The sequence below is a fragment of the Maritimibacter sp. DP1N21-5 genome, assembly GCF_019218295.1.
GTDB lineage: Bacteria > Pseudomonadota > Alphaproteobacteria > Rhodobacterales > Rhodobacteraceae > Maritimibacter.
On the sequence record NZ_JAHUZF010000006.1, the window covers coordinates 23,894 to 39,198 of the forward strand.

14 protein-coding genes are annotated in these 15,305 nt (G+C 61.0%); 5 read left to right on the top strand and 9 right to left on the bottom strand.

The genetic code is table 11. The features are described from left to right. The first annotated feature begins 71 nt into the window (after nt 1-71). The gene (locus KJP29_RS07690; RefSeq protein ID WP_218463014.1) at nt 72-944 is read left to right on the top strand and encodes a LysR family transcriptional regulator; all 873 of its coding nucleotides are present in this window, start codon (nt 72-74) and stop codon (nt 942-944) included. Nucleotides 945-1,033: 89 nt separating this feature from the next. Here the strand turns inward: KJP29_RS07690 and KJP29_RS07695 are convergent, their stop codons facing one another. Continuing rightward, entirely contained in the window at nt 1,034-1,480 is a 447-nt protein-coding gene (locus tag KJP29_RS07695; RefSeq protein WP_218463015.1) for a phasin family protein, read from the bottom strand. A 142-nt stretch (nt 1,481-1,622) separates the two neighbouring features. Further along, on the bottom strand, nt 1,623-3,428 hold the full coding sequence (locus KJP29_RS07700) for an alpha/beta hydrolase (RefSeq protein ID WP_218464873.1): 1,806 nt from the start codon (nt 3,426-3,428) through the stop codon (nt 1,623-1,625). 148 nt (nt 3,429-3,576) lie between these two features. On the opposite strand from KJP29_RS07700, the gene phaZ reads away from it, so the two are divergent. From phaZ to KJP29_RS07715, 3 genes are all read left to right on the top strand, one after another. Continuing rightward, nucleotides 3,577-4,851, top strand: a complete 1,275-nt coding sequence (phaZ, locus tag KJP29_RS07705) for a polyhydroxyalkanoate depolymerase (RefSeq protein ID WP_218463016.1) — start codon at nt 3,577-3,579, stop codon at nt 4,849-4,851. Between the two features lie 5 nt (nt 4,852-4,856). Beyond that, nucleotides 4,857-5,438, top strand: coding sequence for a DUF6151 family protein (locus KJP29_RS07710; RefSeq protein ID WP_218463017.1), 582 nt, complete (start codon nt 4,857-4,859; stop codon nt 5,436-5,438). Nucleotides 5,439-5,521: 83 nt separating this feature from the next. Then, nucleotides 5,522-7,633, top strand: coding sequence for a hypothetical protein (locus KJP29_RS07715; protein ID WP_218463018.1), 2,112 nt, complete (start codon nt 5,522-5,524; stop codon nt 7,631-7,633). A 27-nt stretch (nt 7,634-7,660) separates the two neighbouring features. On the opposite strand, the gene KJP29_RS07720 is transcribed toward KJP29_RS07715, so the two are convergent. From KJP29_RS07720 to KJP29_RS07750, 7 genes are all read right to left on the bottom strand, one after another. Further along, nucleotides 7,661-8,371: an alpha/beta fold hydrolase gene (locus KJP29_RS07720; protein ID WP_218463019.1), complete on the bottom strand. Its 711-nt coding sequence runs from the start codon at nt 8,369-8,371 to the stop codon at nt 7,661-7,663. Between the two features lie 105 nt (nt 8,372-8,476). Continuing rightward, nucleotides 8,477-9,529 carry a transporter substrate-binding domain-containing protein gene (locus tag KJP29_RS07725; RefSeq protein ID WP_218463020.1) on the bottom strand — a complete coding sequence of 351 codons (1,053 nt, stop codon included), beginning with the start codon at nt 9,527-9,529 and terminating at the stop codon, nt 8,477-8,479. Beyond that, nucleotides 9,529-10,608, bottom strand: a complete 1,080-nt coding sequence (locus tag KJP29_RS07730) for a transporter substrate-binding domain-containing protein (protein WP_218463021.1) — start codon at nt 10,606-10,608, stop codon at nt 9,529-9,531. Before KJP29_RS07730 ends, KJP29_RS07725 begins: the two co-directional genes overlap by 1 nt. Before the next feature lie 124 nt (nt 10,609-10,732). Beyond that, entirely contained in the window at nt 10,733-11,347 is a 615-nt protein-coding gene (locus tag KJP29_RS07735) for a hypothetical protein (protein ID WP_218464874.1), read from the bottom strand. A 17-nt stretch (nt 11,348-11,364) separates the two neighbouring features. Next, entirely contained in the window at nt 11,365-12,246 is an 882-nt protein-coding gene (locus tag KJP29_RS07740) for a carboxylesterase (protein ID WP_218463022.1), read from the bottom strand. Further along, complete coding sequence (locus tag KJP29_RS07745) at nt 12,236-13,582, bottom strand: MFS transporter (protein ID WP_218463023.1); 1,347 nt, start codon at nt 13,580-13,582, stop codon at nt 12,236-12,238. The genes KJP29_RS07740 and KJP29_RS07745 overlap by 11 nt, the downstream gene beginning before the upstream one ends. A gap of 72 nt (nt 13,583-13,654) precedes the next feature. Further along, nucleotides 13,655-14,407 (bottom strand): alpha/beta fold hydrolase, encoded by a 753-nt coding sequence (locus KJP29_RS07750; protein WP_218463024.1) that lies wholly within the window; start codon nt 14,405-14,407, stop codon nt 13,655-13,657. Between the two features lie 122 nt (nt 14,408-14,529). Between KJP29_RS07750 and KJP29_RS07755 the strand changes: the two genes are divergently transcribed. After that, nucleotides 14,530-15,303 (top strand): helix-turn-helix domain-containing protein, encoded by a 774-nt coding sequence (locus KJP29_RS07755; protein ID WP_218463025.1) that lies wholly within the window; start codon nt 14,530-14,532, stop codon nt 15,301-15,303. Nucleotides 15,304-15,305: the final 2 nt, after the last annotated feature.

Consider the following 15,305-nt stretch of genomic DNA (forward strand, 5'->3'; position numbering starts at 1 on the left):
CCCCTATCTAAATCACCTATTTTCGAATATCATTTGGATCAAGATGACACGGTCCATACAAAATTGAATAGATGACCCAACCTGACTGGTCCCAGATACAATCCTTTGCCGCCGTTGCGGAACACGGCTCGCTCTCTGCTGCCGCGCGCGCCCAGGGCAGCAGCCAGCCGACGCTCAGCCGGCATATCGCCCAGCTCGAAGCGACACTCGGAACGCGGCTCTTCGACAGGTCGCGCGGCGGCATGATCCTGACCGATGAAGGCACAGACCTTCTCGCGCACGCCACCGCCATGGCCGACGCAGCAGCACGCTTCGACACGACCCGCGATGGGCACGGCACCGACATTGCCGGCACGGTGCGGCTTACGGCCAGCCATGTGGTGGCGAACTTCATTCTGCCCCCGATCCTGTCGGATCTTCACACCACATACCCGGGGATCGAGATCGAGGTCGTCGCCTCGGACACCACAGAAAACCTGTTGCGACGCGAGGCGGACATCGCGCTGCGCATGTACCGGCCCACGCAGCCGGACGTGATCGCCCGGCACATCACCGACCTGCCGCTTGGTGCCTATGCCGCACCGGCTTACATCGAAAGGCACGGTGCCCCGGACACACTGCAAGACCTGCACCATCACAGCCTGGTCGGCTATGACCGCAGCACACTGATCATTGAAGCATTTGCACAGCGCGGGCTCAAAGTCGGCCGCGATTTCTTTGCGTTTCGCAGCGATGATCAGGTGCTGTGCTGGCACATGGTGATTGCCGGATACGGGATCGGCTTTGCGCCGCGGCGCGTCGGGGATGCCGACAGCCGCGTGATCCGCGTTTCACGGGATGAGGATGCAGGCACCATGCCGCTGTGGCTCACAGCACATCCAGACGTGCGCCGAATCCCGCGGGTGCGGCGGGTGTATGACTGGCTGGCGCGGCACCTCGCCTGATCCAAAGGAAAAAGGCGGGCCAAATGTGGCCCGCCATAGTCACCGCGCCTTTCAGGGAGGAAAGTTGGCGCGATATATCTTTGTGCGACTTACTTCGCAGCAGCAGCCTTCTTGGCCGCGGCGGTCATGTCGCCGGTGGCTTTCTTGACGGCTGCTTGCGCGTCTTCGCTCATGTCTTTGCCTGCGGCCATCATCAGCTCGACGGTGTCCATCTGCACTTTCTTGGCAACTTCAGCGAAGGCGGCCATGTGCTCGGCTGTCACTTCAGCATAGGCCGATGCGAAATCGGTCATGGCTTTGGCGTAGTCGGCAGGCTCTGCCTTGGCTTTGGACATGTCGCCCAGTTTCGCCAGAGTTTCTTTGGTCCACTTCGAGGAAATCTCGGTCGACTTTTCAGCCGCGTCGATTGCCACGTGGCTCAGTTTTTCGTTCAGCGTGGTTGCTGTTTTGAATGCGTCTTCCATGGCCGCTGTGTCCACGGGGAATGCACCCATCATGTCTTTGAACATTGCGGTCATGTCTTGTTGCTTAGCCATTGTCTTCAATCCTTTTGCGCCTGTGCCGGATCATCCCGGTGTTTCTGCGTCTGCACAAAATATACATGCTGCGCTGCAGCATATCAAGGTTTTTGCTGCAGTGCAGAAAAAATAATTTCCGTAGCGGAAAGGATCAGGAATTTCAGGGTCTTGCCTTGACCGTCACGTAGGTTCCGGGCGCATCTTCCAGCACAGGGTGGGCAGAATCACCCGGCTCGCGGGCCTTGACCATCGCCCCGCCCCGCTTTTTCAGCCAGGCGCCCCAGCGCGGCCACCAGGACCCTTCGTTGAAGTCCGCGGTCTCCTGCCAGTCTTTGTGATCGAGGGTAAGATCCGGGTTCGTATAGTGGCCGTACTTGTTCTTGCTGGGCGGATTCACGATGCCCGCGATATGACCCGATTGGGTCATGATAAAGGTCTTGTCCTTCGACCCCATCTGCTGGATCCCGCGGTAGCTGTCTTTCCACGGCGCGATGTGATCCGTCTGGCAGGCGATGGCGCACAGCGGCACGTCAATGTCCGACAATTTCAGCGTGTGACCCAAAAGCTCAAAACCGCACTCGGCCAGTTCATTCCGCTGACACAGTCCGCGCAGATATTGCATCGCCATCTTCTCGGGCAGGTTCGCCCCGTCCCCGTTCCAGTAGAGCAGATCAAAGGCGGGCGGCGTCTCTCCCATCATGTAGCTTTTGATGGCGGGCGTATAGACAAGGTCGTTGGAGCGCAGGAACGTGAACGTCCGTGCCATGATGACGGATGGCAGGATGCCCTTGTCCGCGCATTCCGCTTCGATCCCGTCGATGAAGTCGTCGGTCAGGAACGGCGTGAACTCTCCCTGATCGCTGAAATCCGTCAGCGCGGTGAAGAAGGTGGCCGACTTGATCGACTTGTCCTTGCGCTGCTTCAGCAGGCTGAGCGTTAGGGACAAGGTCGTCCCGGCGATACAGTAGCCGATGGCGTTCACCTGGCTTTGGCCCGTGATGGCCTTGGCCTCCCGGATCGCCGCCAGGTACCCGTCCTCGACGTAATCCTCGAGCCCGACCCCGGCATAGGCCGCATCGGGGTTGACCCAGGACACGACAAACAGGGTGTGCCCCTGCTCCACGATCCACTTCACCAGGCTGTTCTGCTGTTTCAGATCGAGGATATAGAACTTGTTGATCCAGGGCGGGAACAGCACGACGGGGGTCTTGTGTACCTTCTCTGTCGTTGGCGTGTACTGGATCAGTTCCATCATCCGGTTGCGGTAGATGACTTTGCCCGGCGTGGTGGCAATGTTGCCGCCCAACTCGAACGCCTTGTCATCGGCCAGCTTCACGATCAGCTCGCCATTGTTGGCTTCGAGATCGGAAATCAGGTTCTCCAGCCCGTCGATCAGGCTTTGCCCCTCGGTCGCGACGGCCTTTTCCAGCGCATCGGGGTTGGTGGCGAGGAAGTTGGTCGGCGCCATCATGTCCACGATCTGACGGGAGAAATAGGCGAGGCGCTGCTTTTCGACCGGGTCCATATCCGACACGTCCTCAACCGCCTGCGCGATCGCGTCCGCGTTGATCAGGTACTGCTGCTTGACGTAGTTGAAATAGGGGTGCGTGTCCCAGAGCGGGTTGGCAAAGCGGCGGTCTTTCGGTCCGGGATCGGCGGGGGCCTGCAACTTGCCCTGCGCCAGCGCCTGCTGCGCCTCGACGAAATGAGTGACGGATTTCGACCAGAACTGAAGCTGGTGTTCCAGCACCTTGGCCGGATCGCGAAAGGCTTCGGTCCAGTAGGCCGAAGCCGCTTTCTGAAACAATTCCTGATTCGGGCCATCAAGCGCCGCGTTGTGCGTGCTGCGGTGCGTCAAAACCTGGGTGAGTCGCTGTGTGAGCTCCTCAACCTTCCGGAGATTTGTGTTCAATTTATCGAGGTTTTCGCCTGTGACAGCACCATCGGTAGTGTCCTTGGTTGTCATGTTAACGTCTTCCCCGTAGTCTTTGCACGTGCAGCAAATGCGCGTGCGCGTGTTGGTTGTACATGTATGGTCGCATGTTTCAGGGGGCAAAGCGACAAACCGTCCAATGCGGGAGTGCGTACCCGCCCCTAGAGTGAAGGAGAGCGCCATGCGCTACATGATGAGCTACGATCTCATGGAAACGGTCCGCAACACCAATCAATGGTTGGGAGCAACCGCACGGGCCATCGGCGCCTACCCCGCCTTCGCCGCCCTGCCCAACCCGGCCCTTCAGATGATGTCGGCCTGGGGCGAGGTGACCGAACGCACCTTCGAACGCATGGTGGCCAAGCCTGACTGGGGCATCCGCACCTTCACCTGCGAAGACGGTCGCGACCACCTCGTGAACATCGAGAAGGTGATGGAAAAGCCCTTCGGCGACCTCATCCACTTCAATGTCTCGGGCCGCAAGACCCAGCCCCGCAAGATCCTGCTGGTGGCACCCATGTCCGGCCACTACGCCACCCTCCTCCGCTCGACCGTCAAATCGCTGCTCGTCAATTGCGAGGTCTACATCACCGACTGGCACAACGCGCGCGACATCCCCGTCAGCGCCGGCAAGTTCGATGTCGAGGACTACACCCTCTACCTCGTCGACTTCATGCGCGAGCTTGGCCCCGACACCCACGTGATCGCCGTGTGCCAACCCGCACCGCTGACACTGGCCGCCACCGCCTACCTGGCCGAGGAAGACCCCAAGGCGCAGCCCGCCTCCCTCACCCTGATCGGCGGTCCCATCGACCCCGACGCGACGCCGACGGACGTGACCGACTTCGGCCGCCGCGTCACCATGGGCCAGCTCGAGGAAATGATGATCCAGCGGGTCGGCTTCAAATACAAGGGCGTCGGGCGCATGGTCTATCCGGGCCTGCTGCAACTCGCATCCTTCATGTCGATGAACGCCGAAAAGCACTCCAAGGCGTTCACCGACCAGATCGGCCGCGCCGCACGGGGCGAGGCGAGCGACCACGACAAGCACAACCGCTTCTATGACGAATACCTGGCTGTCATGGACATGACGGCTGAATTCTACCTGTCCACGGTCGAACGCATCTTCAAACGAGGCGAGATCGCCAAGAACATGTTCACCGTCAACGGCAAGCAAGTCGACATCGGCAAGATCACCACCGTTGCGGTAAAGACCGTCGAAGGCGCGAATGACGATATCTCTGCCCCAGGACAATGCGTGGCAGCACTCGATCTCTGCACCGGCCTGCCGGACGAGAAAAAGGCGAGCCACGTTGAGCCCGGCGCAGGTCACTACGGGATTTTCGCAGGCAAGAGCTGGCGCAACAACATCCGGCCTCTGGTTCTTGATTTCATCGACGCCAATTCACCGCCACCGCCAAGCAAGAAGGCTGCGAACAAGAACCAGGCGGCATAGTCGTCATGGCGGGCGCGGATCTCCCCTTTGCCTGCGATTGTGGAAAACTGCGCGGCACGCTTCTGGGCGTGTCACCGTCAAACGGTACGCGCGCCGAGTGTTTCTGCCACGATTGCCGCGCCACCGAACTTCATGCGGGCCAACCTGATCCGGCACCGGGTGCCGTCCAAGTCTACCAGACCGTGCCGGATCGTGTGCGCTTTGACTCGGGCGAAGATCAGCTCGCCGTCTTTTCCCTTTCAGAAAAGGGGCTCCTGCGCTGGCACGCACGCTGCTGCGGGTCGATCATGTTCAACACTGCGCGCAGTCCGAAACTGGCCTTTGCCTCGTTTCGAACCGACCGGTTGAAAGATGACAGTCCTCTCGGGCCGATCAAGGCGCGCGCATTTGTCCGCAAGGCCAATGGTAAACGCGGACACGAAGGCGGATTGAAGTTCCTGTTCTGTGTGATCGCCCGTGCGCTTCCTCGGCGTATTGGCGGGAAGTGGAAACAGACCCCGTTTTTCACGCCCGATGGGCAAGCGGTCCGCGACATTTATGTCCTGACAGACACTGAGCGCGCGGCGGTTTACCCACCGCAAGCCTGATCACCGATTCCTCAGAAGTCTTGACGCAGCGGCCATTGGTGCTGCTAAATTCCCGCTATTGGTTAAATCTATTGAGGCGCGTCATGGGAAGGCACCTGATCCTCGCCGTGCATGGCATTGGTGAGCAAAAACCGGGCGACACCGTGGATGCAATTGTCGGAGCAGCCACAACCGACCTGGTCGATGGCGGTAGCAAGGAAATACCAAGAGAACGCAGAAGCAATGGACCCGTTGATGTCTACCGCGACCTGATCGAACTGCCCGAACGGGAATTCGACGGAAGCCCACGCAACGCCAAGCTGTTTCCTGTGAACCTGCGCCGCGTGCGACCAGCGCAAAGTCAGGATACCACAAACGAAACAGTCTTTGCCGAGGTGTTCTGGGCCGACAAGTCGCCTGCACCTCACGGATTTTTCCGCACCGCTTTTGATCTGCTCAGCGTCATTCTCGGGCTGGGATACATCGGCATGGACAATGTCGAAAACACACGTACGAAGTCGTCTATCGCGCTGTTTCACGGGTTCACATGGGCGTTCTATGGGCTCGTCGCACCGCTGAACGCGATCCTGTTGATCGGGGCATTGTTGCTGTTGATCGACGTGACGCCGCTCGACATTGGCGTTCATGTCCCGACGGCACTTACCCTGCTGGGGCAGGGGCTGATTGCTCTGGCCATCGCCGGACTGATCCTGGCTGTTGCGCGGCTCAGCTATCTCATTCGAATATTCACCATCGGCCTTGCCGCTTTCGGCGCGCTGATCGTTCTGATCTGGGTCGCATACCAGGTGCCGCTGATGGCGTGGCTCGCACACGGTATCGAAACGGCACACGCGTCCATACTGCCTTGGTTCGGAGGCGCCGGAGGGCCGCTCTGTTCGCCTCCCGCTGATGTACTCGACAGTTTTCGACAACGGGCAGACCCGAACGGATCCCTGGAGTGCGTCGTTACGTATACTGTGAAACTTCTTGAAGCATCCTGGTTTCTGACCATCACCCTGGGTTTCATCGTTCTGTTCAGCAGTTTTTTCCTGCCACGATCCCTGGATGCGCCGAAAAACGAACAATCCGATACCCTTTACCCGGCGATCGTCGGCGCAATGATCATGTTCTGGATGACCTTCACATCGTCATTCTGGCTCCTGTTCCAAAGTCTGGTTGCCCGTCTCAGCACAGAACGTGGGCACCCGCCAAACACCGCGATCAACGACGCCCACCAACCCGACGGCTTTTTGCACGGTGTCTTTCACCGCCAGTTCGGGGACGCACAAGATACGCTTGGCCTGTCCATATACGCTTTGGGGATATTTCTGCTGGCGGCCTTTGCCCTGGTGTTCGTGCGCCGCTTCAGCCGCGGCAAACTGAGCGCCAAAGACCCCTCGCCATGGATCAGCCGGGTCATCCTGCATCCGTTCCTGTCATTTCTTCTGAAACTGTTCGTCGTCGCTGTATTTGTCTTGGCTGTCGCGCTTTTTCTTGAACGGTTCAGCTTTGCCTTCATGGCCGAGGGGACAATCGTCCGCGCGGCGATGGACCTTGTGGCCTTCAACGATGCCCGCAATGGCACCATCGGAGCGATCGCTCTGGGCTTGGGCGTGTTGATCTATAACTTTCCGTCCTTCGTGGCGGGTGCGCTGGGTGTGGTCCGCGACATAGTCTCCTATGCGGTGCAGGCGCGATGCATCTGCCGCGTGAAGACCGGAAAGTACCGCGCGAATTTCATTCTGCGCAACGACATCAATCGCCGTTTCACAAAGGTGCTGCACTACACGCTTCAGACGATGACACCATCGCGGATCACCATCATTTCACATTCGCAAGGCACGGTGATTTCGACCCAGATGCTGCAAAACTCTCGTGTCCATGACCTGCTTGCTGAGCATGGCAATCCGCCCATCACCCTGATCACCATGGGCTCGCCGGTAACGCAGGTCTATCGCCACTACTTTCCGCACGCGTTCAAGGTGACGACGGACAAGATGCCGGATGGCCTCGTCTGGCACAACATCTACCGAATTGACGACTATGTCGGCACACGCATCGATGAAGACACGGGTGTGGCGCAGAACCTCGACGTCAACGCCGCGGGTCATTTGGGGTATTTCACCGACTACGAGGTCTGGACCCGCATGTGGGAGGACGTTGGGTTCGAACTGTTCGACCGGCCCCAAGGCAAAGTGGTGATCACATCCGGCTAGCGCGGAGTTTCAACTGACAGCCCGACATTATCGCAGGATCAGCGGCTGTTTCAGCCAATCACGCAAGGCCCGCGTCGTTTCTGCCGGTGCCTCCAGCGTGGGTAGATGCCCCGCATCCTCCAGGATTTTCAACTCGGCGCCTGGAATCAACTCAGCCATGAACGTGTGCCGCTTGACCGGGCAAAGCGCATCATGTGCGCCGCACATCACGAGCGTCGGCACCTTGCACTTGCGCAGCGTCCCCTGCTGATCGCGACGGCGTTGCAACGCGCGGGATTGGCGCACGAACACCTCGGGGCCAAGCGCGTCGGCCATGTCCATGACCAGCGCCAGGATCTCGTCGACGTAAGGACCGGGGGCCAGGTAGTTCGGCTTCATCTCATCCCGCATCACCTCGTGCATCCGGCCCGTGCGCACCTTGACGATCTGCGGCTCGCGCGCGGCAGCGATCTGGGGTGTCTCGGCCAGCGGGTTGGTGTCCATCAGCGCGAGCCGTGTGATCCGGTCAGGGGCGCGGCGCAGAAGCTCCATCGCCACGATCCCGCCCATCGACAGACCCGCGAGCGCGAAGCGCTGGGGTAATTCGTCGAGCAGGCCGCTTGCGATCTCCTCGATCCGTTCCCCGCGGGTAACGGGCGCGACCATGACGGAGAACTCGGAGGACAGCTCGGCGATCTGCGGGCCGAAGAGCCGCGCGTCGCACATCATCCCGGGAAGAAAAACAAGGGGTTCAGCCATGCCCCTGCCCTGCAACTGCTGCCATCGTCTGCCTGTCTACGCCTTGTCGTTTACTTTTTGTTAACCATGACCCGACCGAACAGGCGCGGCAAGCCCTGCTGCGTCTCAGTTTTTGATCTGATCCCAGAACAGCGCCAAATGGCGGCTGACGATCTCGTTATAGCGCTCTGATTGCTTAAGTCGCGCAAGACCTGCGTTGAAGCGGTAGAGATGCGCGGTCCCCCGCCAATGCTTTTTCGAAATAAGGACATGCAAGCCCTCGACCGACACGGGCCGCGACAAGGGCGCGACCTGGTCGGTCAGATCCATCTCGAACATCTTCTGCACGCCCAGAAACTCGTTCAAAGCCACCGCGTCGACCTCACCCGCGACCAGCATGTTGAAACAGTCATCGGGTGTGGCGGGCTGTTTCAGCATCACCAGCCCCTCGGACAACCACCGTCTGTCGGCGCGGTCGAGGTCATGGGTAAAATAGCCTGCGGGACGACACAGCGTCTTGCCGTGCAGGTCGCTGTCCTGATCGAAGTTGAACGGGTTATCGCTGCGCGCAAAGAGCAGGATGACCAGATCAACCAGCGGGTCCGAGAAATGGAAATTTGCACAGCGTTCGTTCGACGGGTTGCCCGCGCAGTCGGGCTTGAACCACGGGAACCCCATGTCGAACTCCTTGCTGTCGAGCATGGGAAAGAGGTGCTTGGACCAGTCATTTTCCCATTCGATGGAGTATGTGAGCGGGTTCGGCGTTGCCTCGAACGCGGCATTGACCAGTTCGGTCAGCATCCCCTGCCCCGGCCAACTAAGGTCGGTGAAAGGCGCGTAGTTCGATGCGGTGACGAGCCTGATTTCCGCCTCGGTGTCCTGCTGCAATGGCTTGGGGTCTGCCTCGACCACCGGCGCGGGTGCTGCGGGCTGGGCGGCGACATTGGGGCACGGGATCGACAGCACCGTCCCCGCGGGCAGGTCCAAGAGACTGCCGCCCTGGATGTCGGGATTGTTGTAGAAGATGAGCGACCAACGAGAGAGATCGCCCAAGTGATCCTCGGCGATGGAAAAGAGCGTGTCGCCGGGCGCCACGACGACGGAGGGTTCGCACGCCATGGCGGCGGATCCGACACCGAGCGTGGCCGTTACCGACAAGGCGAAGGTGCGCAAGGACATCAGAACTCCGCCCAGATCTTGGACATGTGCCGGTCGATCACCTGCTGGTATTCGCCCGACAGCTTGATTGCGTCGAGGCCACCATTGATCGTCGATACGAGCGCATCGGCTTGCGGGTGATCCTTGTGAACCAGCACATGCAGCCCTTCGATGGAGATCGGGCGCCCCTGCACCACTTCGACCTGATCCTTCAGCCCCAGATCCTTGATCGCGGCGCGGCCTGTAAATTCGTTCATGGCGACTGCGTCGACCTCACCCGAGACGAGCATGTCAAAGCACCCCTTGACGGTCTGCGGCTGTTTCAGGGTGATCTTGCCATCGGAAATCCAGCGGCGGTCGGCACGGTCGAGGTCGTGGGTGAAATAGCCCGCCGGACGGCAGAGCGTACGCCCTTCGATGTCGCTGTCCTGGGCGAAGGGGATGGGCCGCGCCTTGTCCACGAAAAGCAGGATCAGCATCTCGAACATCGGGTCGGAGAAGTGGAAGTTCGTGCAGCGGTAATTGTCGGGCGAGCCCGCGCAATCGGGTTTGTACCAGGGAAAGGCCATGTCCATCATCGCATTGGTCATCAGCGGATCGAGGTGCGAAGACCAGTCGTTGACCCAGTGGACGTTGTAATTGTCGGCCGATTGCGAGCTTTGCATGGCGGTGCGCACCACGTCAGTGATCAGCCCCTCGTTTTCCAGCGCCTGGTCGGTGAAGGGGGCAAAGTCACCGGCGGTCACGAGGTTGATGGACTGTTCCAGTTTGCGACGCGACGGGGCAGCAGCCGATGCTGTCTGGATCGCTGGCGCTGCGACGACGGGCGCATTGGCGCCCGGCAAGCCCACCGGCAGTCCATCAATGCAGCCCAGCCGCAATTCCATGCCCACGCGCAGTGCATTGGGGTTCTCGCCGATCACCGACAGATTGTTGCGGTGCACTTCGGTCCAGGTCGAGGCGTTCTTGTACTGCCGATCGGCAATCAGCGACAGGCTGTCACCGCGCTGCACCGTGTAGATACCCCCGCATGACTGTGCTGCTGCAACGGTAGCAGATGCGGCCAGCGCAAGCGCCGCCGCCCCCAAGAATCGTTTCATTGCCCGTTCCCCCAGGATCTATTTGGGCCATAAAATCCCTTATTTTGCTGGGCTGCGTCAACTCACAAACCAGATATTGTGCGCAAGTATATTGGTTGACAGCTCGCGCACCGCGAGCACCGCATCAGGGGTATGCGATTCCTCGGAACCGCGGGAAGTCTGCGTAGCGCCGCTGGCGTTGCTCCAAGGGCTCGGTTGGGTTTTCGCCCCTTCGCAGAAGCAGCCCCTTCGGCGCGATGTAGCTGCCGATCATGCGATGCGGGATGGGCCGCCAATCGAGATTGAACGCACAGAGTTTGGGAAAGAACCACATGCCCGAATACGGCAAGTGGTCGTGGATCCACCATGCGAGGTCCTGCCAGTCGCGGCCCTGTTCGTATTGATCCGTGAACCACGGGATCGCGAGCGACGTGCCAGCAATGGCCTTGTCCCCGTCCGCCCAGTCCCAGATGTGGCATTCGATGGGGTTGTCGTTGCGCGCGCAGTTCAGCTTGTTGTCGTTGCCGTATTGATTGAGTTCGGGCGAGCGGTAGCCCGAGCGGATGGCAAGCCGTCCAAATGTTTCCTCGAGCGGGTCGAGGAGTTGGGTGCAAAGCTCCCGACCGTTTGCGATGGCAAGGTCCGGGTCGCGCGGCAGGTTCTGGATCTGGTGGTAGTTGCCGATCTCGGAATAGAGAAAATCGCGCATGTAGAAGTGTTTCGACAACCGGACGCGCCCGAGGTTTTCGAGGCTCCACATGCTGCCGGGGCGGCGCATCAGTCGAGCCCCCTGATCCAGTCGAGCATACCTGTGACTGCCGCATCCGTTTGTCCCGGCGACAGGATGTCCCCCACGACCACGTGGCTTTCGATGTCGTCCTTGTCTGTCAGGGCCGGGTGTACGGTTTGCTTCGGCGCGCCCCAGGCGGCGGCGATGGTTCTGGTGCGGTCCGACAGCACGATGTTGTCCTGTTCAGCATACCAGAAGAGCGCGGGGATCGTCTGTTTGCCGTGGTCCAGCGCGTGTACCCGATCGATCAGCGGCACCATCGGCATGACCGCGACGCTGGGGTAGTCGAGCGTCCAGTAGGTCGCGTGCCGGTCGCTGCGCGCAACGAAGGTGCGCCGCCTGCCGCCGATCCAGGGCAGCCAATGCCGGGCCAGCGGCCATTTCAGCAGCGGGGCCAGCGGGTTGTTGATGCCGTAGTTGGGGGCGACGAAGATGAAGCCTGCGACCCCCTCCATCACGTCAGTGTCTTGCGAGAGCGCCGTGACGATCGTGCCGCCGGTCGAGGTGCTGATGACGATGATCCTGTCGCCCACCGCCCGTGCGGCTGTCAGCGCTTCGGTGACGTCGTCGGTCCAGGCATCGGGCGTGGCTTCGGCCATGGCGTCGGGCGCGCGCCCGTGTCCGGCGAGCCGGGTGTAGACGAGGTTTGCGCCCAGCTCGTTCGCGATGCGGTCCGGGACGGGGCGGATTTCCTCGGACGAGGCGGAGAAGCCGTGGATGTAGACCACGACCCAATCGGTGCGGGTGCCCGGTGCGGTGGCCCAGATCACCCGCTTTTCCGTGCCCGGCTTGATGTCGGTGAACTGCGCTTCGGTTTCGGCGAAATAGGCGTCGATGTCGGGGCCGATGCGGGTGGGGTCAAAGGGCATGGTCGGCTCCGAGAAGTGCGCGGGCGCGGGGGCGGTAGATCAGCAGGAGGCCGAGGATCGAGAGGGCGAGGATCAGTGCTGGGAGCAGCGTGATCGACAGGCGCAGGGCGCCGATGGCGGCGTCGGTCTGGTCGGTCACCCCTTGGGTCGTTTCCTGCCAGCCATAGGTGGCCAATACGAGGCCGAGAAGCAGGGGCGCTATGGCGTTGGCGACCTTCTGGCCGAAGATCCAGACGGCGGAGAACGCCCCTTCGATCGCGGCACCGGTCTCGCGCCGGGTGACGTCCATGAGGTCGGGGAACATGGCCCAGGGGATCTGTTGGTAGGCGCCGTTGGTCATGCCGGCCAGAACGAACATGCCGGCCATGAGCGTGGTGTTTGTGCTGGGCAGCAGGGTGTAGAGCGTGCTGAGCAGGGCGATGTAGAGCACGAGCCCGAGGATCAGGGCCTGAAGCTTGCCGAGCCGTCCGGAGGCGAGCACCCAGATCACCTGGCTGAGGATCGCGCCCACGACAAAGGCGGCAAAGAGCAGCGACAGCATCGACAACGCTTGCGCGGCGCCGCTGAGCAACGTGCCCCCGGGGTCCTGCACCAGGTAGAGCGCGGCAAAGGGCAGACCGGCGGTGATGGTCGAGACGGCGAGGGTCATGACGCCGTATAGCACAACCAGCGTGGCGAATGCCGGGTTTGAAAGGACAAGCCGCAGGGAGGCCAAGAGGCCGACCTGGCTGCTGTGTTCGATCCGGGGGGCCTTGCGCGTGAACCAGACCGACGCCCAAATGGGCAACACCATCAACGGGGCCGCGATCAGCATCGCACCGTCATAGCCCTGGCCCTGTGCAAGGCCGGGGATCACGGCGCCGCCGATCAGGATACCGATGGAGGCAAAGGCCATGCGCCAGCCGGTCATGGCAGAGCGTTCGCGGGGATCCTGCGTCATCTCCCCTGCCGTCGCGCCATAGGGGATAACGACCATGGTGAAGCCGATGGTCGCCACGACAAAGAAGCCCGCGACCCAGAGCGCGCCGGACATGCCTGTTGCGGGCGACATGAACATGGCCACCGTCCCTGCCGTCATCACCACGGCGCCCACGATCATCCAGGGCGCCCGGCGGCCCCAGCGGCTTTGGGTGTTGTCCGACAAATAGCCCACGAGCGGGTCGGTGATGATGTCAAAGGCCAGAATGCCTGTCGTGATCATGCCAGCAATTCCAACCGGCACGCCCAGCACCGACGTCAGAAAGGCCAGCACCAGCAACTGCTTGACCACCACAAAGACCACGATGCCCATGTCGGCCAGGCCCCAGCCCGCCTTTTGTCCGCGCGACAGCGCCATATCGTCCCCTCCCCAGGTCCGGTTTTGCGCCACCTTGTCCAAAATCGGCCTCAGCGCCAACAAAACGCGACGTCACGCGGAGAGTAGGCTAACCTCCTCCACCGCCTGTTCGATCAGGCGCAGGCAGGTGTCGTCGGAAAAGCGGTGGTCGGCATCCTTGACCAGCATCAGGCGCATGTCGGGGCTGTCGGCGTGGTTCAAAAGGCGGACGGCCGTTTCAGTGCTGACCGCCGTGTCGGCAGTGCCTTGCAGGGAGCGGACGGGGAATGGCAGGGAAAGTGGATCACGCAGGACCAGATTGTTGCGCCCATCTTCGATCAACCGACTGGTGATGATGTAGGGCTCCATATAGTCCGAGGGCAAGGCGATCTGGCCGTTGGTCTCAAGCTCGCCCTTTTGCGCGTCGGTGAAGCTGGCCCAATAGCCGTCCTCGGTGAAGTCGGGGGCGGCAGCGATGGTGACAAGCCCCGCAACCCGATCGGGATGCGCGCGAGCATAAAGCAGCGATTGCCAGCCCCCCATGGAACTGCCGACGACGATCAGCTTGCCGGTTGTCAGCGTGTTCAGAGCGTGCGCCGTGTCCTCGGCCCAGTCGCCGATGCTGCCCTCTTCGAACGTGCCTGAGCTTTCTCCGTGGCCTGAATAGTCGAACCGCAGAAAGGCACGGCCTTGCGCGCGGCACCATGCTTCGAGGTGGATCGCCTTGGTCCCCTCCATGTCGGATTTCAGACCACCCAGAAACACCACGCATGGTCCCGACCCATCGGCCCGGTGATAGGCCAGCCGCCGCCCCTGCGGCGTGTCGAGATAGTCCGGTCCGCTCATGTCCACCCTCCTGCGTTTTGGCGGATCATCCGCAAGCATCTGGTGACTGTCCATCCCGGTCGTTGCAATTTCTATATGTTACCACCTTGTCACGTGACTATTTACTCACATATAAGTATTCCATGGATGATCTGTTCAAAGCCTTGTCCGACCCCGCCCGCCGCACGCTGCTTGATGCCCTGCGCGACCGCGACGGTCAGTCCCTGCAGGATTTGCAGGGCTTGCTGGACATGACCCGGTTTGGGGTCATGAAGCATCTGGGCGTGCTGGAAGAGGCCGGGCTGATCACCACGAAAAAGGTGGGGCGCTTCAAGCACCACTACCTCAACGCCCTGCCCTTGCAGGAAGCGATTGACCGTTGGATCGACCCCTACCGGGTCAAACCTGCGGCCCGAGCGGTACTCGACCTAAAATATCAGCTTGAAGACGAAGGAGACCCCGAGATGTCAAAACCCGATTTCGTGATGGAGACATATATCAAGACCACGCAGGACCGTTTGTGGGACGTGCTGCTGGATGAAGATGCGATCCCGCATTATCACTTCATCTGCAGCAAGGCGACGCGCAATGGCGAAGCGATCACCATGCATTTTCCCGACGGCTCGCCCATGCTGACCAACCGGCTGCTGTCATCCGATCCCAAAAGCCGCCAGGAATGGACGTTCGAGCCGCATTGGGACCCCACGACCGAGATCCCAGCCAGCCGCGTGGTGTATTTGATGCGTCCCGAGGGTGATTTTGTCCGTCTGACCGTCGAACATTACGAATTGGGCGAACCGGCCGTGCCGGGTGAAGGGGTGGCCGATGGCTGGGTGCGCTGGGCGGCGGGCCTGAAAACCTGGCTTGAGACGGGCGAGGACGCCCATATCGGCCCCATGGACCGGGCGGAGGCGTAAGT